The organism is Methylobacterium sp. WL19 (genome assembly GCF_008040005.1).
GTDB classification, from domain to species: domain Bacteria; phylum Pseudomonadota; class Alphaproteobacteria; order Rhizobiales; family Beijerinckiaceae; genus Methylobacterium; species Methylobacterium bullatum.
Map to the genome: position 1 here is coordinate 1 of NZ_VRVC01000062.1, position 19,174 is coordinate 19,174.

At 67.0% G+C, this 19,174-nt stretch carries 19 protein-coding genes and 1 pseudogene; 8 read left to right on the plus strand and 12 right to left on the minus strand.

Features of this window, described 5'->3' with window-relative positions; translation table 11 throughout:
* The first annotated feature begins 517 nt into the window (after nt 1-517).
* A complete protein-coding gene (locus FV220_RS13660; protein ID WP_018042483.1) occupies nt 518-895 on the plus strand; it encodes a hypothetical protein in 378 nt (125 codons plus the stop codon).
* A gap of 137 nt (nt 896-1,032) precedes the next feature.
* Here FV220_RS13660 and FV220_RS26410 read toward each other — a convergent pair whose 3' ends face one another.
* Nucleotides 1,033-1,155 carry a hypothetical protein gene (locus tag FV220_RS26410; protein ID WP_280529932.1) on the minus strand — a complete coding sequence of 41 codons (123 nt, stop codon included), beginning with the start codon at nt 1,153-1,155 and terminating at the stop codon, nt 1,033-1,035.
* A 542-nt stretch (nt 1,156-1,697) separates the two neighbouring features.
* Between FV220_RS26410 and FV220_RS13665 the strand changes: the two genes are divergently transcribed.
* Nucleotides 1,698-2,030 carry an SWIB/MDM2 domain-containing protein gene (locus FV220_RS13665; protein WP_018042485.1) on the plus strand — a complete coding sequence of 111 codons (333 nt, stop codon included), beginning with the start codon at nt 1,698-1,700 and terminating at the stop codon, nt 2,028-2,030.
* Between the two features lie 85 nt (nt 2,031-2,115).
* Here the strand turns inward: FV220_RS13665 and FV220_RS13670 are convergent, their stop codons facing one another.
* On the minus strand, nt 2,116-2,913 hold the full coding sequence (locus FV220_RS13670) for an SDR family oxidoreductase (RefSeq protein ID WP_147832028.1): 798 nt from the start codon (nt 2,911-2,913) through the stop codon (nt 2,116-2,118).
* A 66-nt stretch (nt 2,914-2,979) separates the two neighbouring features.
* Nucleotides 2,980-4,335, minus strand: coding sequence for an MFS transporter (locus tag FV220_RS13675; RefSeq protein WP_147832053.1), 1,356 nt, complete (start codon nt 4,333-4,335; stop codon nt 2,980-2,982).
* A 158-nt stretch (nt 4,336-4,493) separates the two neighbouring features.
* On the opposite strand from FV220_RS13675, the gene FV220_RS13680 reads away from it, so the two are divergent.
* Both FV220_RS13680 and FV220_RS13685 read left to right on the plus strand, forming a co-directional pair.
* Complete coding sequence (locus tag FV220_RS13680; RefSeq protein WP_147832029.1) at nt 4,494-5,495, plus strand: alpha/beta hydrolase; 1,002 nt, start codon at nt 4,494-4,496, stop codon at nt 5,493-5,495.
* A gap of 27 nt (nt 5,496-5,522) precedes the next feature.
* Nucleotides 5,523-6,389 (plus strand): NAD(P)-dependent oxidoreductase, encoded by an 867-nt coding sequence (locus FV220_RS13685; protein ID WP_147832030.1) that lies wholly within the window; start codon nt 5,523-5,525, stop codon nt 6,387-6,389.
* A 24-nt stretch (nt 6,390-6,413) separates the two neighbouring features.
* Here the strand turns inward: FV220_RS13685 and FV220_RS13690 are convergent, their stop codons facing one another.
* From FV220_RS13690 to FV220_RS13705, 4 genes are all read right to left on the minus strand, one after another.
* A complete protein-coding gene (locus FV220_RS13690) occupies nt 6,414-8,702 on the minus strand; it encodes a calcium-binding protein (RefSeq protein ID WP_147832031.1) in 2,289 nt (762 codons plus the stop codon).
* 121 nt (nt 8,703-8,823) lie between these two features.
* On the minus strand, nt 8,824-9,309 hold the full coding sequence (locus tag FV220_RS13695; protein ID WP_056143956.1) for an MmcB family DNA repair protein: 486 nt from the start codon (nt 9,307-9,309) through the stop codon (nt 8,824-8,826).
* Between the two features lie 82 nt (nt 9,310-9,391).
* Nucleotides 9,392-10,207: a cobalamin-binding protein gene (locus tag FV220_RS13700; RefSeq protein ID WP_147832032.1), complete on the minus strand. Its 816-nt coding sequence runs from the start codon at nt 10,205-10,207 to the stop codon at nt 9,392-9,394.
* Between the two features lie 6 nt (nt 10,208-10,213).
* Complete coding sequence (locus tag FV220_RS13705; RefSeq protein ID WP_056143960.1) at nt 10,214-10,735, minus strand: DedA family protein; 522 nt, start codon at nt 10,733-10,735, stop codon at nt 10,214-10,216.
* A gap of 167 nt (nt 10,736-10,902) precedes the next feature.
* On the opposite strand from FV220_RS13705, the gene pdxY reads away from it, so the two are divergent.
* Genes pdxY through FV220_RS13720 form a run of 3 tightly spaced genes read left to right on the plus strand, consistent with a single transcriptional unit; the run spans nt 10,903 to nt 13,440 of the window.
* Nucleotides 10,903-11,751 carry a pyridoxal kinase PdxY gene (pdxY, locus tag FV220_RS13710; RefSeq protein ID WP_147832033.1) on the plus strand — a complete coding sequence of 283 codons (849 nt, stop codon included), beginning with the start codon at nt 10,903-10,905 and terminating at the stop codon, nt 11,749-11,751.
* A gap of 23 nt (nt 11,752-11,774) precedes the next feature.
* Entirely contained in the window at nt 11,775-12,671 is an 897-nt protein-coding gene (locus FV220_RS13715; RefSeq protein WP_056144702.1) for a PhzF family phenazine biosynthesis protein, read from the plus strand.
* A complete protein-coding gene (locus tag FV220_RS13720; protein ID WP_056143966.1) occupies nt 12,664-13,440 on the plus strand; it encodes a hypothetical protein in 777 nt (258 codons plus the stop codon). Before FV220_RS13715 ends, FV220_RS13720 begins: the two co-directional genes overlap by 8 nt.
* Before the next feature lie 52 nt (nt 13,441-13,492).
* Here the strand turns inward: FV220_RS13720 and FV220_RS26125 are convergent.
* The 4 genes and pseudogenes from FV220_RS26125 to cobS form a co-directional block, all read right to left on the minus strand.
* A pseudogene (locus tag FV220_RS26125) lies at nt 13,493-14,113 on the minus strand (alpha/beta fold hydrolase); the annotation flags it as partial.
* A 286-nt stretch (nt 14,114-14,399) separates the two neighbouring features.
* A complete protein-coding gene (locus FV220_RS13730; RefSeq protein WP_147832035.1) occupies nt 14,400-15,092 on the minus strand; it encodes a TIGR02281 family clan AA aspartic protease in 693 nt (230 codons plus the stop codon).
* Entirely contained in the window at nt 15,089-15,307 is a 219-nt protein-coding gene (locus FV220_RS13735; protein WP_147832036.1) for a DUF1289 domain-containing protein, read from the minus strand. The genes FV220_RS13730 and FV220_RS13735 overlap by 4 nt, the downstream gene beginning before the upstream one ends.
* Nucleotides 15,308-15,360: 53 nt before the next feature.
* A complete protein-coding gene (gene cobS / locus FV220_RS13740) occupies nt 15,361-16,191 on the minus strand; it encodes an adenosylcobinamide-GDP ribazoletransferase (protein WP_147832037.1) in 831 nt (276 codons plus the stop codon).
* Nucleotides 16,192-16,292: 101 nt separating this feature from the next.
* Between cobS and cobT the strand changes: the two genes are divergently transcribed.
* Nucleotides 16,293-17,342 (plus strand): nicotinate-nucleotide--dimethylbenzimidazole phosphoribosyltransferase, encoded by a 1,050-nt coding sequence (cobT, locus tag FV220_RS13745; protein WP_056143976.1) that lies wholly within the window; start codon nt 16,293-16,295, stop codon nt 17,340-17,342.
* 80 nt (nt 17,343-17,422) lie between these two features.
* Here the strand turns inward: cobT and FV220_RS13750 are convergent, their stop codons facing one another.
* Entirely contained in the window at nt 17,423-18,970 is a 1,548-nt protein-coding gene (locus tag FV220_RS13750; protein ID WP_147832039.1) for a HAMP domain-containing sensor histidine kinase, read from the minus strand.
* Nucleotides 18,971-19,174: the final 204 nt, after the last annotated feature.

Below are 19,174 nucleotides of genomic sequence, written 5' to 3' on the forward strand. Positions count from 1 at the left end.
AGGCGCGGCCGGGGCGGCCGGCGCTGCTTCGCTCGCCGGGCCGTTGACCGGGGCGTTGCCCTCCGCCGCTGCTGCGGCGGCGGCCCAAAGGGTGATCGACGCGGCGGCGACCATCCGGACAGTTCTGAACACGTGCGTTCCCCGAAGAAGCATCTCGCCGGCTCCCGCTCAACCTGAGCCATTCCGATGAGTTCCCACCTGCCATGGGACGGACGGCGTATGAGGGCGGACCAAGGCGAAGTTGTGGATGAGGGCGGGTCGATCGGCGACGATGCGGCTCGCCGCGATGTCGAGTTGGCAAGAACCGGACCGTCGCGGCCATGGTGGCGTGGAGTATGGGGGGTGTCCAGACGAACCGGTGGACGATCACCCCGAATTTTCCCTCAGGTCGAGGGGGGAGGTGTGACAAACGCCCTGCGATCGTCTGGTTTTCGCCTTTTGTGCATCGTAGAGATGCGCGCAAGCGTGCCGGACCACCCGCGCGAACCAGGGTGGAATACTTTTGAGGATCAAGTCGATGCGTATCCCGTCGAACGTCTGCGCCGTGGCGCTCATCGCGGCGGCCCTGGGCGGATGTCAGGCGCTGTCCGGCAATTCAGGCGTCATGCCCGAGAGCGAAGTGGGGCCTCCGCCGTCCATGCGTGGCTCGGTTCCCGGAGCCCAGCGCCCGCGGGCGGCCGAAGTGGACCCCGACGGCGTGCCTCTGCAGACGGCGCCGACGCGGCGGCTCGACCTGCCGAAATCGGCCGGTGGCCAGGCCCGCTCGCAGGCGGAGTCGGAGCGGCGTATCCGCCGCGAGGATATCGAAGGCGATACGACCAGCCGGTCGAGCTCCGGTGGTCTCGCTCCGCAGATGGGCTCGGGCGGCAGCGTCGGCCTCGGCGGCAAGTTCTGAGGAACGCTCGCGAAACTCCCGGTCATCGCCGCCTTCCGTTTCCGGCCGGGCGGCGATGCGGGAGTTTCGTGAAAGGCACTGCAACGGCTCCTTCCGCACCGCGGAAACGCTGCATGCGGAAAGCGTGATCTCGACGGTCAGATCAGGTCGGCGCCACGTGTGTCGGCTTCGCCCCGACTCTCGGCGGCGACGAGTCCGGCAAGACCAGCGAGGAACGCGCCGGAAGCGACGATGGTGAGGGAAACGACTGCGATGATCATGCGCGGAGTGTTCCTCATCGAGTTTAAGGGATCGTTGCATTGTCCCGGTCGGGCGATGCGCCTGCGTCCTCGATGACGGTCGGTCGAAAAAAATTCCATCCTCGCGCCTGGCGGTCACAACAGGCCCTCGATGCTTCGGGACGCCGTCGTCAGTCCACGCGCTTCGCACCGGCCGCATTGCTTTGAGCTGGATGACGCATCGGTGGCGCGAATCCCCCTCGGCCGTGCCGGCAGCCACACAAGCCGTTGTTAGCGTGAAGCTTTTCGGAAAAATCTCCGGTCCACGGCCGCAATGACGTCTCGTCGGCTTGCTCCGAAGCGTGGCTGCACTGGCGACCGCCCATGCCACGGAGATTGTGTGTGATCGATGATCGAAAGGGCTGCAGGGTCCCCGTTATCCCCGTCCCTTCTGTGGATGGGCGGTGGGTCTACGTGATTCCCTCTTGGAACGCTCTCAGCACCGCTTAGTTGTTGCAGCTATGCGCTCCGAGGCCCCTGGCCGTGGGCGTGACGGCGCTCGAAGCCAAATTCCGGAGGAACTCATGGCAACCAAAACCACCACCAAGGCAGCCGAAAAGCCGGCCGCCGCCAAGAAGGCCGCTGCTCCGAAGGCCGAAGGCGCCGCCAAGCCGAACGCGCTGCAGCAGCCGCTGAAGCCCTCCGAGGAACTCGCAGCCGTGGTCGGCGCCGCAGCGCTTCCGCGCGGCGAGGTCGTCAGCAAGGTCTGGGAATACATCAAGAAGCACAATCTCCAGAACCCGGAGAACAAGCGCGAGATCCTGGCCGACGACAAGCTGAAGAAGGTCTTCGGCAAGGACAAGTGCACCATGTTCGAGATGAACAAGCACCTCGCGGCCCATCTCAAGTCGGCCTGACGCCGATGCGGCCCGGCGCTTCGACAGCGCCGGGCAGGCTCTTCGAGACGGCGATACGGCCGTTCCCGGTTCGGGTGGGTCGGCCTCAGGCGATGTGCCGGATGACCCCGCCATCCACACGCAGAGCGGCGCCGCTGGTGGCGCTCGCGGCCGGGCTGCAAATATAGGCCACCATGTTGGCGACCTCCTCCACCGTCGCGAGGCGACCGATCAGCGAGGTGGAGCGGTGCTCGGCGACGAAGTCCCGTCCCAGCTTGTCGAGGTCGACCTCGCCGGTATCCTTCGCCATTTTCGCCATGAAGTCCGCGACACCCTCCGAGAGGGTCGGACCGGGCAGCACGCTGTTGACCGTTACCCCGCTTCCGGCCACGGTCTCGGCGAGGCCGCGTGACACGGCGAGCTGCGCCGTCTTCGTCATGCCGTAATGCACCATCTCCACCGGAATGTTCAGGCCGGACTCGCTGGAGATGAAGACGACCCGCCCCCATCCCGCCTCGACCATGCCCGGCGTGTAGGCGCGGGAGAGGCGGATGCCGCTCATGACGTTGGTCTCGTAGAAGCGAAGCCAATCCTCGTCGGGTATCTCGAAGAACGGCTTCGGCTCGAAGATGCCGGTGTTGTTCACCAGGATATCGACGGCCGGCAGCCCCTTCACCACCGCCTCCGCACCGCTCGCCGTGGCGATGTCGCCGGGCGCCGCGATGAAGCAGGTCGTGCCGGTTTCCTCGGTCAAGCGCGCGATCGCCGCCCGGACCCGGTCCGGTGTGCGCCCGTTGACGGCGACGGTTGCACCCATTCCGGCAAGGGCCTTGGCGATGCCGTAGCCGATGCCGCCGGTCGAGCCGGTCACCAGCGCACGTCGCCCCTTCAGATTCATGTCCATGAATGTTCCTCCGTTGGCAGCCTCGTGGATCAACGCCCGAGGCGATGGGTGGCTGCGTTCGGTGGATCAGCCCGTCGGCTGGCGCCGCATAATGCTGGAGACGGCACCCGCCGCTGCCATGGCGCAGGCGCACCATAGAGCGGTTCCGATGGAGACCGCCGTGCCGCTGGCGTGGGTGAGCCCGAAAATGACGGCGACGAGGGCCGCGCCCAGCGACTGCCCGGTCAGCCGCGCCGTCGATTGCATGCCGCTGGCTCCGCCGCTGCGCGAATGCGGTGCGCTGGTGACGATCACCTTGTTGTTGGGCGATTGGAACAGCCCGAAGCCGACGCCGCAGACGGTCAGCCGCCAGGCGATATCAAGGAGGGACGGGGCGGCGGGGAGCAGCGCCAGCGCCGCAATGCCACCGGACATGAGCGCCAGCCCGATTCCGCCGAGAACACCCGGCGCGTACCGGTCGGCGAGGCGGCCGGATATCGGCGCCGTGATGGCGATGGCGATGGGCCAGGGCGTCATCAGGAAGCCGGTCTCGGTGGCCGAGAGGTGCAGCGCATCCTGGAAATAGAAGGGCAGGGCGACATAGGCCATCATCTGCGCCCCGAACGAGGCGATGGAGGTCACCATCGACAGGGCGAAGGCGGGAATGCGCAGCAGATCCACCGGTAGCAGGGGCGTCGTGAGCCGCGCCTGATACCGCACGAACACGGTGCCGACCGCGAGCCCGGCTGCGATCTCCGCCAAGGCGAGCCAGCGCCCGTTCGCCTCGCCGATTCCATCGAGCCCGATGATGAGAAGGCCGAAGGTGAGGGCGTTGAGGATCGCGCTCGGGACGTCGAACCGGGCCCCGCTCACCGGCGTCACCGGCAGCGTCCGCGCCGCCACCGCCAGGGCCACGAGGCCGACGGGCAGGTTGACCAGGAACAGCCAGGGCCAAGTCGCCACGGACAGGATCGCGGCGGCCACGGTGGGGCCGGTGGCGGAAGCCATGGCGACGATGAGAGCGACGTTGCCGACGCCCCGGCCGATCATGCGGTGCGGGTAAATGAACCGCACCAGGGCGATGTTCACGCTCATGATCCCGGCGGCGCCGAACCCCTGGGCGATGCGTGCGACGATGAGCCCGGTCAAGGATGTGGAAAGAGCGCAGGCGAGGGACGCCGCGACGAACAGGACGAGGCCGCCGAGATAGACCTTCCGATAGCCGAGGATGTCGCCGAGGGAGGCCAGAGGCAGCAGCGATGCTGTCACCGCGATCTGGAAGCCGTTGACCACGAAGATCGCCGAGGCCGGGCTGACCCCGAGATCCTTCGCCATGGCCGGAAGGGCCACGTTGACGATGGCCCCGTCCAGCACCGCCATGGTCATGGCGAGTCCGATGGCGAGGAGCGCAAGCATGCGTTCGCGCACCGGCAGGCCGTCCATCGGTTTGTCGGGGACCGGCCCGGTCGTGCCGCCGCCAGGGGGAATTGCCTCGTGCGTCATCGCACAAAGCCGTGGACGATCCCTGCTCGCTTCGGCAAGTGCCCTATGTCACCCCTCGGCAAGGGGGGCGGCATCCTTACCACCTTCGGAGGAATGACATGCGTCTGGCGACACTCCTGCTCGGCTGCCTGCTCGCGCTGTCGCCCGCCGCCGTGCGAGCCGAGGATACAGGCCCTCTCGGGATCGGGCTCGAAGGGTTCGCCTATCCCTATCCGGTCTGGTTCCTCGACCTGACACGGGACAACGAGCGCCAGCGTCTCGCCTATATGGATGTCACGCCGACCGGAACGCCGAACGGACGCACCGTTCTGCTGCTGCACGGCCGCAATTTTCCGTCGAGTTACTGGGAGCCGGTGATCGGCGCGCTGGCCGGTGCGGGCTACCGCGTGGTCGTTCCCGACCAACTCGGCTTCGGCAAATCGTCGAAGCCGGTGGGACCGTTCAGCTTCGACGTGATGGCGGCGGAAACCGTATCGCTTCTCGATGCCCTCAATCTCCCGCGGGTCGACGTGGTCGCCCATTCCATGGGCGGTATGCTGGCCGCCCGCCTCGCCCGAAACGCGCCGAACCGGGTGAACAGCCTCGTCCTCGAAGCGCCGATCGGTCTCGAGGATTATCGCTTCACCGTCCCGCCGGTTTCCAACGACACGCTTCTGCGGATCGAGGGCGGTGTCACCGGGGACGTCTACCGGCGCCAGCTGATGACGAACTACGCGCTGTCGCTTCCCTCATCGGCGATCGAGCCCTTCGTTTCGATACGCGAGCGCGTCAAAGGCTCAGGCGAGTATCCGCGCTGGCTCCAATCCTTCGTCAATTCCTACCAGATCATCTGGGGACAGCCGGTGGTGCACGAGATCCCGCTGATCGCCGCGCCGACGCTGTTCGTCATGGGCGGGAACGACCGCAACGCACCGGGCAAGCCTTTCGCCCCCGAGAACCTGCGCGCCGCCATGGGCGACAATGCCGGCCATGCCAAAGCTCTGGCGGCACGGATGCCCGATGGGCGCGCTGTCGTCTTCGACGGCATCGGCCACCTCGTCCATATGGAAGCGACCGATCGCTTCAACGCCACGATGCTCGAATTCCTCAACGGCCATTGAGCCGGGACAAACTAAAGGAACACTCAGATGGATGTCGGCGTGATCGGGTTGGGCCGGATGGGCCGGGGCATGGTTCAGAGCCTCGTCCGGGGCGGTCATCGGGTGAGGGTCTGGAACCGGACTGCATCCGCCGCCGACGGTCTCGACGGGGTGACGGTCGTGCATAGCGCGGCGGACGCCTTCACCGGGGATGCGGCGATCACCATGCTCGCCGACGACGCGGCCCTGCGTTCGGTGATCGTGGAGGGCGGGCTTCTCGATTCCGGCACGCGGCCCGGCCTGCATCTCAGCATGAGCACGATCTCGGTGGCGCTCGCCCAGGAGCTCACCGCGATCCACGCGCGGGCCGGCGTGCCCTATATCGCCGCCCCCGTCTTCGGCAGGCCGGACGTGGCGCAGAACGGAGCCCTGAACATCGTCGTGGCCGGAGACCCGGCCGTCATCGCGAAGGCGCAACCGCTGCTCGACGCCCTCGGCACGAAGACCTGGTCCTTCGGAACCGAGCCGTACCGGGCCAATGCGGTGAAGCTCGCGGGCAACTTCATGCTGATCGCGGCCATCGAGGCCATGGGCGAAGCCGCCGCTTTCGCCGAGGGGCATGGCGTCGCCGGTGCCGATCTCCTCGACCTTCTCACCAACACGCTCTTCGCCTCTCCGGTCTACAAGGGCTACGGCGCCTCGATCGCCGCCGGGCGTTACGAGCCACCGGGCTTCGGTCTGAGGCTCGGGCTCAAGGATATCGGCCTCGCCCTCGCGGCATCGGGTCAGGCCGGCGTACCGATGCCTTTCGCCAGCGTGCTGCGCGACAACCTCATCGACGCCATCAGCCACGGCGACGGCGACAAGGATCTCGCCGCCCTGGCGCTGGTCTCGGCGCGGCGAAGCGGGCGTTGAAGGCAGACCCGCTCCGGTGCAGTGCTATGAGACGAGGAAGTCGGAGGCCGTCAGAAATCCGACACTCCTGACCGTCGCGAATTGGACGGCCTGCTCGGCGCCGCTGCCGTCGGCATCGTAGGAGAGGGCGCCCGTGTAGTAATCGTAGAGGATACGGTCGCTCGCATCGACCGTACCCGTGCGAATGTTCTTGAACGCAGCGCCGGACAGATCGCCCTCCACCAAGCCTTTGAAGACGGCGTTCTCCAGCCTGATCGTATCGGTGCCGTGAAAGAAATCGGTGATGCTGTCGATGTTGTCTTTCCCGAGCTTCGTATCGAAGACGAACGCGTCCTTCCCGCCGGAACCGGCCAGCACGTCGATTCCCAACCCGCCATTGATGACGTTGTCGCCGTACGTGCCGGCGATCGCGTTCGCGAGATTGTTGCCGGTGAGATCGATGGCGAGATAGGGGTCTTCCTGGCTGCCGATCAGGAACTCGATGGACTGGTCCTTCGCGAGCGTGAAATCCGAACTGGCATAGACCGTATCGGTGCCCCGGTCCTTTGCCTCGATGACCTGATCCCGCTTACTGCTGACATAGTAATCGTCGTTGCCTGCAAGGCCCTTCAGGACATCGATACCGGCTCCACCATCGAGACGGTTGTTGCCCGCATTGCCGGTGACCGTGTTCGCGAGCGCATTGCCGACGCCACCGATATCGCCCTTGCCCGTCAGCGTCAGGTTTTCGACATTGGCCGAGAGCGTATGATCGATCGATGACAGAACGAGGTCCGTGCCCGCGCCGCGCTTCTCGATCACCACGTCGCCGAAATGGTCGATGACGAACGTGTCGTTGCCGATCCCACCCTCCATCCGGTCGATACCTTTGCCGCCATCGAGGGTGTCGTTGCCCGCTCCGCCGATGAGATGGTCGCTTCCGGTATAGCCAAAGAGCGTATCGTTGCCGCCGAGACCGTCGATCCGGTCGTTCCTGGCGGAGGCCATGGCCCCTTTGAGCAGGTCCGCGCCCGACGTCGCGCCCTTCACCTGGAACGGGTCGGCCGTCGAAATGGAATAGATCTGGAAATCGGTGTCGCTGTCCGTCCGTTCGAGTCCCGTCTCGTGACCCGACTTGAGGAGACCGAACGTGCCGTTCTGCAAGGCCACGATCTGAGGCAGTTCGGACCGATGCCCGCTTCCGATCGCTTCCGAATAGAAGTCGAAAACCTGTCCCGTGGCAGACCCGTCCGCGTTGTAAAGCAACCCGCGCGCGGTCGTCAGGATCTTTCCATCCGCCACATCGGAAGATCCGAGGACCAGTTCGAGCAATTGCCCGTTCGAGAGAGTCGTCACGGACACGATGTAAGCGTTGTCGAACGTGTAGGTCTGGGCGAGCGTGACCGCTTTGGTGATGCTTCCGTCGAGACCAGCCTTGTAAGTCGATGCTGCGATATCGGTGAGGACATCGGTCTGGACGCCATTAGCGGCCTTCTTGATGTCCCGCCCCTCATAGGCGACGGCAAATCCGCCATTCTGGTCGGCGGTGACCGAGTAAATCACCTTCGTTTCGTATCCGCCCGCAAACTCGGCCACCTGGCCGAGTTTGAACGCTTCGCCCGGCACCTTGCCGTCTGCGGTCACCACGCGAGCCATGAGGGTCGAGGTGACACGGCCCATATCGACCCAGGTCGCGAGATAGCGACCGTCCGATAGGGCGGTGACTTTGGTCGAATGGGTCTGGTCGTCGTTCACCGAGCGGTCGACGACGGCGGTCGCGACGAAGCGGTGGTTCTCGTCGATGATGTCGACCGTCCGGATCTTGCTGGTCGATCCCTGGGCGATATGGGCGAGGGCCATCGCACCGTTCTGCGCGAAGGCGACGCTGTTGTCGTAAGCGCTCAGGAACGGCTCGTCCGTATCGGACAGGGAGGTGATCTTCGTGGTGTAGAAGGGCGTGAAGGTCCCTTTCGCGTCCACGGTACCGAGGCTGTACTTTGCCTTCTGATATTGCGTCGAAAAGCCGCCGAACGTGCCGTCGACGTAAGTGCTGTCATAGACGCCGATGACGACAGATCCGTCGTCTCGGACGGACAAGGCCTCTACTTGGAGGTCGCCAAGGGAAAGCGGTCCTTTCGAAGGAACGCCGGTCGCCCCGAAGCTGGTCAGGGTGACGGGGTGCGTGCCAGGTTCGCCGCGCGGGCCCGGAACATAACCGCTGGTGAGCAGGGCGAACCCGGCTTTTGCCTTCGGCACGATGAGGTCGAGACTGTCGGTGCCGACGACCGGCCCAAGGTCGATCGGCTCTCCATTCGCTACCAGCACCGCCGACATGTCCGCTCCTCAAAGAAGAATCCGGCAGGTGGTAGGGCGGGGCTCATACAATCTCAATCGCGAATTGAACCTCGATTCCGTCAGCGCGGAGGCGTGCTGTTTCTGCAACCTGTCGCGTCGCTTAGAGCGCTCCCTCCCGCACGGCCCCCGGATCGGCGAGCGAGTGCAGCAGCCGCGCGGCGGAATGGGCGAAGCGCAGGGTCACCGCCTTGCGGCGGGCGCCGCTCAGCACATGGTCGACCGGGTCGCGCAGGATCGCGGCGCTGTAGCCGTCGGCGATGATCAGCCCGGCCTCGTCGGGCGTCAGTCCTTCGGGGAGGGAATCGGGAACGGCGAAATAGAAGCGGTCGCAATAGTCCCGGTAATCCGGCCACTTCTTGTCGGCGCGGAAGTCGGCGACGCTGGACTTGATCTCGACGATGGTCAGCCGGCCCGCTGGGCACAGGGCAATGATGTCCGCCCGCCTTCCGTTGGCGAGGGAGAATTCCGGGATCGTCACATGGCCGAGGTCGGCGAACAGCCGGCGGACCCCGCGCTGGACCTGGAGCGCGGTCGCCGATTGCCGGCGGTCCGGCGGCAGGACGAGATGGGCGAGGGCTGCTGACATGGCTTCGCTTGGGGATGGCTTCGCTTGGGGATGGCTTCGCTTGGGGAGAGTGCGGTCTCGAATCGACCGTCCCGCCAGGGAATCAGGTCGGCCCGCCCTTGTCACCTGCGGCAGCCTGCCCGCCCGCCAGTGCGGCGCGGATCGCGTCGAACCCATCGGTGAGCGCCGCCGGCCCTGGCTGCAGGATCAGCGGCGACTTGATCTCGTGGATGCGCCCCGCCGCCACGGCGGGGATCGCGTCCCAGCCCGGCCGCTCGCGGATGCGCGCCACGTTCACCCGCTTGCCACACCACGAGGCGAGGATGACGTCCGGCCGCGCGGCGATCACCTGATCCGACGTGACGATCCTGTCCTTGGCCGCCGGCTGGCGGGCGAGGTCGGGAAAGACGTCGTCGCCGCCGGCATAGCCGATGAGCTCGGAGACCCAGCCGATCCCCGAGATCATCGGCTCGTCCCATTCCTCGAAATAGACGGTCAGCCGGGGCGGGCCGGCATTGTCGAGGGCGGCGGCGCCGAGGCGGTGGGCGTAACCCTGGGCCAGCGCGTCGGCCTTCTCGCTGGCCCCGACCAGGGCGCCCACGGTACGGATCATGGCAAGGCAGCCGGCCACGTCGCGCTGGTTGAAGAGATGGACCGAGATTCCGGCGCGGGCGAGGTCGGCGACGATCTCGGCCTGCATGTCGGAAAAGGCGAGGACGAGGTCCGGCTGCAGGGCGAGGATTTTTGGCAGGTCGGCGCTGGTGAAGGCCGAGACGCGCGGCTTCTCCTTGCGCACGCGAGCGGGGCGCACGGCGTAGCCGGACACACCGACGATTCTGTCCTCCTCACCCAGCAGATAGAGGGTCTCGACGGTTTCCTCGGTGAGGCAGACCATGCGTTCGGGCGGGAAGCGGCGCATGCGGCGTCACGCGTTGAAGAAGCTGATGACGCCCGCGCCCGGCGCGAGCCAGACGAAGGCCCAGACGAAGGCCGAACTCCAATTGGCCAGCTGAAACGGCAGGCGCGCCACCTCGAACATCCCGGCGATGAGCGGCACCACCGCGCGGGCCGGGCCGATGAACCGGCCGATGACGATGCCCCAGGCGCCGTAGCGCCTGCAGAAATCCTCGCCCTTGGCGACCATCTGCGGATAGCGGCTCATCGGCCAGATCGACTTGGCGCCGTGCTGGAAGTAGCGGCCGATCTCGTAGGACACCCAATCCCCGAGCCCGGCGCCGATGCCGCCGGCGATCACCATCGGCCAGAACGGGATGCCGCTCGCACCGATCAACGCGCCGATGGCCACCAGAAGCACGGTGGCGGGGACCAGGATCGACAGGAAGGCCAGGGATTCGCAGAAGGCGAGCACGGCGATGATGAGGGGTGCCCATTCCTTGTGCGTTTCCACGAAGGTCAGGGTCGTGGTCTTCAGCGCTTCGAAATCCATGGATGCCCCTGCCCGTCGCGCCCGATGTGCGGGAAGGTCGCCCTTCCGGCAAGCGTCGATCTCGCCACGGACGAGCCTCGCGTCGGTTGTGAATGCACCGCTGGGCGAAACCGGCTACGACGCTGATCGTCGCACTCGCACCCGTCGAAGCAAAGCCTGATACGCCGATGAGAATTCTATCGATCCAGTCGCACGTCGCCTTCGGCCATGTGGGCAATGCCTCGGCGGTGTTCCCGATGCAACGGCTCGGCGTCGAGGTCTGGCCGATCCATACCGTCCAATTCTCCAACCATACCGGCTACGGCGCCTGGCGCGGCCGTGTGTTCGACGGGCCGATGATCGAGGACCTCGTGCTCGGCATCGCGGAGCGCGGCGTGCTGGGGCAATGCGACGGCGTCCTGTCCGGCTATATGGGCTCGGCCGATATCGGCACCGCCATCGTGCGGGCCGTGGCGGCGGTGCGGAGCGCCAACCCGAAGGCGCTGTATTGCTGCGACCCGGTGATGGGCGACACCGACCGGGGCATCTATGTCCGCCCCGGCATCCCTGAATTCCTGCGCGATCAGGCCCTGCCCGCCGCCGACATCGTCACTCCGAACCAGTTCGAATTGAACTTCCTGTCGGGCCTGCCCACCGGCACACTCGGCGAGGCCAAAGCCGCCCTGGCGGCGATCCAGGCCCTCGGGCCGCGCGTCGTGCTGGTGACCTCCCTGGTCACCGAGGACACCCCGTCCCATTCCATCGACCTGATGGCGGGGGAGGGCGGCCTGTTCTGGCGCCTGCGTACGCCGCGCCTCAACCTCGACGTGAACGGCGCGGGCGATGCCATCGCGGCGCTGTTCCTCGTCCACTACGCCCGCACCGGCTCGGCGGCTTTGGCTTTGGGCATGGCCGGTGCTTCGGTCTACGGCCTCCTGCGCCGCACGGCGGAGGCGGGTTCGCGCGAGATCCTCACCGTCGACGCGCAGGACGAGTTCGTGGCACCCAGCGAGACGTTCCCGGTAGAACCGGTCTGATGGTCAGCGAAAAGGAAAAGCCGATGAGCCGCCGCTTCGTCACCCTCGACGTCTTCACCGACACGCCCTTCGCCGGAAATCCGCTGGCCGTGGTGCTGGATTCGGAAGGGCTCGACGACGCGGCGATGCAGCGGATCGCGGGCGAGTTCAACCTGTCCGAGACGGTGTTCGTGCTGCCGCCGACGGAGGCACGCCACAAGGCCCGCCTGCGCATCTTCACGCCCGCCCGTGAGCTGCCTTTCGCCGGCCACCCGACGCTCGGGGCGGCGATCCTGCTGGCGTTGCACGATGCGAGATCCGGCCTCACCGACGCCACCGCCTTCGGTCTCGAAGAGTCGATCGGCACCGTGGCCTGCGTCGTCGAAGCGGGCGAGGGGCGCGGCCGTGGGCGCTTCAAGCTCCCGATCCTGCCGCACTACGACGGCGAGGGACCGGACGCGACGCTCCTCGCCCAGATGATCGGGCTGGAGACGCAGGATATCGGCTTCGGGCGTCACGTGCCGAGCCGGCACACGGCCGGGCCGGCTTTCCTGTTCGTGCCGGTCAACACGCGGGCGAAGCTCGATGCGGCCCGCGTGGACCTCGCCGCCTTCTCCACCCTGGAGCCTCGGACGGCACTCTATCTCTACGCCGTGGACCCGGAAGGCCTCGGCCTCCGCTTCCAGACCCGGATGTTCGCGCCGCATCTCGGCGTGATGGAGGACCCGGCGACGGGGTCGGCCGCCGCGGCCTTCGCCGGCGTGATGATGGAGTTCGAGCCCCTCGGCGACGGCGAGCACGATGTGCTGATCCGCCAGGGAATCGCCATGGGTCGTCCGAGCGAGATCGCGCTTCAACTGGTCATCGAATCCGGAGCCCTCCAATCCGTCGAGATCGGCGGCGCGGCCGTGGTGATGAGCGAGGGGACGCTGCTTGCCTGACGGTCTCACCCTCACGCGGATCGAGAGGGTGACGGCCCGGCTGGTGCCGTTCGAATGGGAATGGGCGCAGGCCAACGCGGCCTCCATCGCCGAGAACTGGGCGCGCCGCTGCGCCGAGCGGTCGGGGCTGTTCGACGGGCGGGTGCTCCTCGCGAAGTCGTGCCGGCTCGAGGGGACATCCTGTGCCGTCGAGTTGTTCGAGACGTCCTACGCGAGCTTCATCACCCACAAGGATCTGGGCTCGCCCGACCAACGTGTCCTCAACGCCTTCGCCGCCATCGTTCCGCACGGGTCGGACGGCGCCGTGCTGCTCGGTGTCATGGGCGCTCACACCGCCAATGCCGGACAGGCCTACTTCCCCTGCGGCACGCCGGACCTCGACGACGTGCGGGATGGCGATACGGTCGATCTCGCCGGCAGCGCCGAGCGGGAGTTCGTGGAGGAGACCGGGATGGCGCTCCCGGCCGACGCTCCGGAAAACTGGCTTCTGCTGCGCGGACAGACCCAGGCGGCATTTCTGCGGCCCGTGACATTCCCCGATCGAACGGACGCGCTGCGCGAGAGGATGGAGCGCCATCGCCGCGCAGAGATCGAGCCGGAACTCGCCGGTTTCGTCACGGTCGGTTCCAGCGGCGAGATCGCCCCCCGTTCGATGCCGGACTTCGTACAGGCATACCTGCGCCACGCATTCGCGGAATCGTCGGGGTCCGGCTCCATGCGACAGGCATCTCCCCCTCATCGAGCAGGAACGGCAGAAGGACGGCGGTGAACGCCTCGGGATGCGAGAAGTTGATTCCGTGGGCCGCTCCCGGAATGACGGCAAGGCGGCCCCGGGGCAGGGAGTCAGCGAGGCTCGCGACGAAGGCATGGGGGACGATGTAGTCACGCGTGCCCCAAACCACGAGCGTCGGCTGCTCGACCCGCAACGCCTTCTCTCCGATGCGGTTGTCGACCATGCTTCGCAAGGTCAGGATGTAGCGTCCGATGCCCGCACGGGCATAATCCATGAGCGCCACCCAGGCGAGCGACCAGCGCTCGAACGGCGCGATGGCGAGGAAGCCGACCACCTGCCGGACCAGGTTGCGCGCCTCCGGGTCCGGCGTGGGCCCCTGCAACACGAGACGGTCCACGAGGTGAGGGTAAACCAGCGCCAGTTCGACCAGCACTTCGCAGCCGAGCGAATTCCCCACAAAGGCTGCGCGCCTCACCCCGATCGCTGTCATGAAGGCCGCCAATGCATCCGCGAGCTCGCGAACCGTGAGCGCGCGGCGAGGCTTTTCGCTCAATCCGAAGCCGGGCAGGTCGGGAGCATAGACCTCGACATGAGGGGCGAGATGATTTGCCAGCGGGATCATGTACCGGCTCGACATCCCGAGCCCATGGACGAGGATGACGGGTATGCGGTCATCCGGCACAGCATCGAGCGAGACGCGGGTATGCATCGTCCTGCCGTCGACTTGGATCCACCTCGTTTCGAGCCGGACCGGATGTGAGCGCCGATACGGGCTGGTGCGCCGCCGAGACAAGGATTTGACGAGCGCCAAGCCGGCCAGAATTCCGCTCGCCGGCCAAAAAATCCACCGCAAGGACACAGGTGCCTTCCCGTTTCAGGTCGCTTCCGCCATCCGCGGTAAGGGATGCCGACGTCCGCTCTCCGGCGGCAGAGACATCATCTGGTGCGCCTGGTTTGTGTCCAAGCGGACGGTTCGAGGAGGCAGACTTCGATCATCAGCGCACAGGGCGCAACATCAGCCGGTCGCCGCGCACTTCGTAGGAGCCGAGCCTGTCGAGGAACGTCATGCCGAGCAGGTTTCCCGACAAGGCACCGCGCCGGCTCACCAGGGCCGAGACACGCCGTTCGGTGATCGTGCCGATGCTGAGGCTGTCGAGATAGACCGGGGCGGCCATGGCAACGCCGTTGGCGGTGGAGACCCTGATCGAGAAGTCGGATTCCGCGGGGGAAATCCCGATGGCGGCTGCGTTCTCCGCCGTGAGAACCACGGAACTCGCGCCCGTGTCGAACTGGAAGACCTGGGCGCGGCCGTTCACTTCCGCGCGCACGGAGAAGTCCCCGTCCGCGCGGCGGTTGATCGTCACGCTTCCGTCGCCCGCCGTGACGGCACTGCCGGGCCGCAGCGTCCCGACGAGGCGATTGCCGACATCCCCGGCTTCCTCCTTGTAGGCATAGCCCGCCACCAGGGCGACGGTGAGGGCGGCCCAGAACAGCAGCGCCTTCAGGTTGGTGCCGATCTGTTCGCGGAACCGATGCCAGAACCCGGCGAGGAAGATCGTCAGCAAGGTTCCGCTGAAGGCGAGCCGCGCGAGCTGGTCCTTCTCCAGCCCCGCGACGGTGCTCGATTCGTCCGAGAGGGCGAGGAAGGCGACGATGCCGAGGAGAACGGCAAGGGCAGCGTAGATCATGGCTCGGCCAGGGCCTTGTCCCGCAGGGGATAGGCGGCGCGAAGGCGATGTCCGAGGGTCGCCATGATGGCCTCCCGCTTCGCCTCCGACAGCGATCCCCACAGCCCGATCTCTTCGCGCGTACGTCCGCAGCCTTCGCAAAGCCCGGTCATGGCGTCGAGAATGCAGAGCTTCGTGCAGGGGCTCGAAGCCCTCGGGGCGACAGGCTGGGTCATGGCCGTTCCATGCCCTCAGGCGCGGGTCGCGATCAAGCGCCAAAGTGCCATGGTCAGCGCGGGACCGTCGCCACGAGGGCGAGAAGGGCCGCGATCTCGGCCACCTGCTGGCAGGCTCCGATCACGTCGCCGGTCTGGCCGCCGATCTTGGCTCGGGCCAGGGCGGTGAGGAAGAGGGAGGCTCCCAGCGCCAGGGCGGGCATCAGCACCATGCCGAGAGAGGGCAAGCCGGCGATCCAGCCAATGACGACGAAGGCGAGGGCGAAGAGGGCAACGATTCCGCTGGTCCGGCGATCGGGTGTTCCCACCGATGCCCCCGCCCCGCCGGGCCGCGCGGGGCCGAGCAGCACCATCGGCGCCAGGGCTGCGCTGCGCGAGAGAGAGGCGGCCAGTACCAGGGCCAAGGCGGCCAGCGACCCGGTGCGATCGAGCAGCGTCGCGAGGGCTCCGATCCTCAGGGCCAGCGTCAACACGAGGGCGACGCCCCCATAGGCGCCGATGCGGCTGTCGCGCATGATCTCGATGCGGCGCTCGCGCGTCGCGCCGCCACCGAACCCGTCCGCCACATCCGCGAGACCGTCCTCGTGCAGCGCCCCCGTCACCAGCGTCCCGACCGCCAGGGCGAGGGTGGCTGCCAGGAACGGTCCGAGATCCAGGGCCCAGGCGACGAGCAGGATGAGGGCGGAGGGCAGGGCGAGGATGAGGCCGGCCAGTGGCAGCATGCGCGGCAGGGTGCGGAAGTCCGGCAGACGATGCGGATCACCCTCGCCGGGCAGGCGCGGCACCGGCAGCCGCGAATAGAATCTCAGGCACGCCGCGAGATCGTAAGCCATGGACGCGCCGGGAAAGGCATCGTCCGGTTCCAGATCCCGGCCTTGCGTCATCGAGGACCTGCCTTCACCGCTCGCGCCCGGTTGGTTATAGCTCGCCCGACAGGCAGGCCGCCATACCGGACGCGCCGAGACGGAAGGCCAAGTTTCGCGCGATGACTCAAACGATCCCGAACCAGGACAATCCCGATCAGACGCCGTTCTCGGATATCCGCCGACTGATCGCCTCCGTACCGGGCGCGGACCGTGACGCCGTCGCCATGGTGCGTGAGCGGGACGCGATGCTGACGAAGCCAGCCGGCGCGCTGGGCCGCCTCGAGAACCTCGTGGAGTGGCTCGCAGCCTGGCAGGGCAAGGGTCAACCGAGCCTCGACCGGCCCCTCGTCTGCGTCTTCGCCGCCAGCCACGGCGTCACCAAGCGCGGTGTCTCGGCGTTTCCGGCGGAGGTGAACCGCCAGATGCTCGACAATTTCGCCGCCGGCGGCGGCGCGATCAACCAGCTCTGCGCCGCCTACGGCCTCGGCTTCAAGGTCTTCGACCTGGCCATCGATCTTCCCACCGGCGACATCTGCGAAGGCCCGGCCTTCACGGAGAAGGAATGCGTGGCCACCATGGCCTTCGGTATGGAAGCCATCGCCGCCGGAACCGATTGTCTCGGCCTCGGCGAGATGGGGATCGGCAACACCACCATCGCGGCGGCGATCTACGCGGCGCTCTATGGCGGTGGGGCGGCGCATTGGGTCGGGCGCGGCACCGGCGTCGATGCGGCCGGGATCGAGCGCAAGGTCGCGGCCGTGGAGGCCGCCTTGGCCTTCCATGCCGGCCACCTCGACGACCCGCTCCATGTCCTGTCGCGCCTCGGAGGCCGCGAGATCGCCGCCATGGCCGGCGCCATCCTGGCGGCGCGGATGCAGCGCATCCCCGTGGTCATCGACGGCTACGTCGCGACCTCGGCCGCGGCGATCCTCCATGCCATCGATCCGTCGATGCTCGACCATTGCCTCGCCGGCCACGTCTCGGCCGAAGGGGCCCACGCGGAGGTGCTGGAACGCCTCGGATTGGTGCCGCTGCTGGCTCTCGGCATGCGTCTCGGCGAAGCATCCGGCGCCGCCCTCGCCATCGGCCTGCTCAAGGGCGCGCTCGCCTGCCATCGCGACATGGCGACGTTCGCCCAGGCGGGGGTGTCGGGACGCAGCGAAAGCTGAAGGCATCCCATCGGGGACACCGGACCCGTGACGGCCCGGTGTCACAATCATCACGAAAACGGGAAAGGCGAGTGCGCCGATCAGGCCGCGCGCGCCGCGCTCCGCCTGCCGCCCATGTCCGCACTCGACGTCGCTTCGGTGGACAGGTTCAGGGCGGGTAGCGTGTCCATGACACGGCTCGCGGGGAAGATCACGACGACTTCCGTTCCCTCGCGCGGCTTCGACTTCAGGTGGAAGTTGCCGTTGTGCAGGTCCACCAGCCCCTTGACGATGGGCAGGCCGAGGCCCGAGCCCTGTTCGGCGGTCTTGATCGCGAGCGAGCCCCGGCCGAACGACGACATCACCGTGCCGAGCTCGTCCTCGGGAATACCCGGCCCGCTATCCTTGACACTGACATACTGGCCGCCCGAGGCCGTCCAGCCGACCTTGATCGTGATGTCGCCGCCCGGCGGCGTGAATTTCACGGCGTTCGAGAGGAGGTTGAGCACGATCTGGCGCAAAGCCCGCTCGTCCGCCCAGATACGGGGCATGTCGGGATCGATGAACTCGTGGAAGGCCTGGCCTTTGCTGCGCGCGCGCAGAGCGACCATGTGCCGGCACTCGTCCACCGCATGGGCGAGCTGGATCGCCTCCTCGTTCAATTCGTAACGCCCGGCCTCGATGCGCGAAAGGTCGAGGATCTCGTTGATGAGATTGAGGAGGTGCATACCGCTATCGTGGATGTCGCCGGCATATTCCTTGTACGACGGAGCGATGTGAGCGCCGAAGACCTCGTTCTTCATCACCTCCGAGAAGCCGAGGATGGCGTTCAGCGGCGTGCGCAACTCGTGGCTCATGGTCGCGAGAAAGCGTGACTTGGCGAGATTGGCCTCTTCCGCCCGCCGCCGCGCCTCATCGGAATTGGCCTTGGCCTGTTCGAGCTCGATGAAGATGGCGTCCTTCTCCGCCTGGGATTTCAGCGCGCCCACCGCCGAGGCGTAGACGCGGCGGGCGAGGCCCATGAAGAAGATCTGCGAGCCGACCACCATGGTCACCAGCATGATCGTGTCCATGTCCTGCGAGAACGCCAGGAGAGAGAGCGCCGCGAGGATCAGCGGAAGAAGCGCGGCGGCGGCGGCGGCGGGCAGGGTCGCTGCCAGCATCGCGGCGACCGCGGCGACGATGACGAGGCCGAACAGGACGAAGATGCGGGCACTGGGCGCGGCCACGAGAACCATCAGCGCCCAGGACGCGCTCTGCACGATCTCGCTCAGCATGAAGGCGCTGCGCCAGCGCCTGACCGACACGGAATCCGCCGGCTGACGAAGGAAATGCTTGGTCAGCCCCATCGACAGGCCGACGCCGCAGAGCAGGCAGACGACCCAGGACAGGGCGATGGGAACCGGCACCCAGAGCGACGACGCCCCTGCGATGAGAAGCCCGAGCACGGCATGGGTCAGACCGGCACCGGAGCGGTACTCGGCATAGATCCGGATCAATTCGTAATCGAACGCGCGTTCCAGACCGTTCGCCGAGGTCAACCGCTCGCGCGCCGATCGGATGTCTCGGGCCACCTTGCGGCGGCGAGCGGATTCCGGTGCCGAAGGACCGCGTCCGCGCTGAACCATCTCCGCTGTCAGGTCGGACATCACCGTTTTGAGGATCTTTTGAGAGGAAAACCTGCGGTCGGAAGGACCGTGACCCGTCGACGCTGCGACCCGGCGAATCTGCGCCCGATAGGTTAAGAACGACCTGACCCGGTCATGACACTTGTCTCCAAATCGCGCCCATCCACGGCGCGCGACCCGACGCTGCATCGACGCCGATCTCAGATCGATGTGTGCAGGCGCACA

Coding starts and splice junctions, on each gene's coding strand:
- FV220_RS13660 (WP_018042483.1), top strand. CDS start 518: ATGCGTATCCCGTCGAACGTCTGCGCCGTGGCGCTCATCGCGGCGGCC.
- FV220_RS26410 (WP_280529932.1), bottom strand. CDS start 1,155: ATGATCATCGCAGTCGTTTCCCTCACCATCGTCGCTTCCGGCGCGTTC.
- FV220_RS13665 (WP_018042485.1), top strand. CDS start 1,698: ATGGCAACCAAAACCACCACCAAGGCAGCCGAAAAGCCGGCCGCCGCC.
- FV220_RS13670 (WP_147832028.1), bottom strand. CDS start 2,913: ATGGACATGAATCTGAAGGGGCGACGTGCGCTGGTGACCGGCTCGACC.
- FV220_RS13675 (WP_147832053.1), bottom strand. CDS start 4,335: ATGGACGGCCTGCCGGTGCGCGAACGCATGCTTGCGCTCCTCGCCATC.
- FV220_RS13680 (WP_147832029.1), top strand. CDS start 4,494: ATGCGTCTGGCGACACTCCTGCTCGGCTGCCTGCTCGCGCTGTCGCCC.
- FV220_RS13685 (WP_147832030.1), top strand. CDS start 5,523: ATGGATGTCGGCGTGATCGGGTTGGGCCGGATGGGCCGGGGCATGGTT.
- FV220_RS13690 (WP_147832031.1), bottom strand. CDS start 8,702: ATGTCGGCGGTGCTGGTAGCGAATGGAGAGCCGATCGACCTTGGGCCG.
- FV220_RS13695 (WP_056143956.1), bottom strand. CDS start 9,309: ATGTCAGCAGCCCTCGCCCATCTCGTCCTGCCGCCGGACCGCCGGCAA.
- FV220_RS13700 (WP_147832032.1), bottom strand. CDS start 10,207: ATGCGCCGCTTCCCGCCCGAACGCATGGTCTGCCTCACCGAGGAAACC.
- FV220_RS13705 (WP_056143960.1), bottom strand. CDS start 10,735: ATGGATTTCGAAGCGCTGAAGACCACGACCCTGACCTTCGTGGAAACG.
- pdxY (WP_147832033.1), top strand. CDS start 10,903: ATGAGAATTCTATCGATCCAGTCGCACGTCGCCTTCGGCCATGTGGGC.
- FV220_RS13715 (WP_056144702.1), top strand. CDS start 11,775: ATGAGCCGCCGCTTCGTCACCCTCGACGTCTTCACCGACACGCCCTTC.
- FV220_RS13730 (WP_147832035.1), bottom strand. CDS start 15,092: ATGATCTACGCTGCCCTTGCCGTTCTCCTCGGCATCGTCGCCTTCCTC.
- FV220_RS13735 (WP_147832036.1), bottom strand. CDS start 15,307: ATGACCCAGCCTGTCGCCCCGAGGGCTTCGAGCCCCTGCACGAAGCTC.
- cobS (WP_147832037.1), bottom strand. CDS start 16,191: ATGACGCAAGGCCGGGATCTGGAACCGGACGATGCCTTTCCCGGCGCG.
- cobT (WP_056143976.1), top strand. CDS start 16,293: ATGACTCAAACGATCCCGAACCAGGACAATCCCGATCAGACGCCGTTC.
- FV220_RS13750 (WP_147832039.1), bottom strand. CDS start 18,970: ATGTCCGACCTGACAGCGGAGATGGTTCAGCGCGGACGCGGTCCTTCG.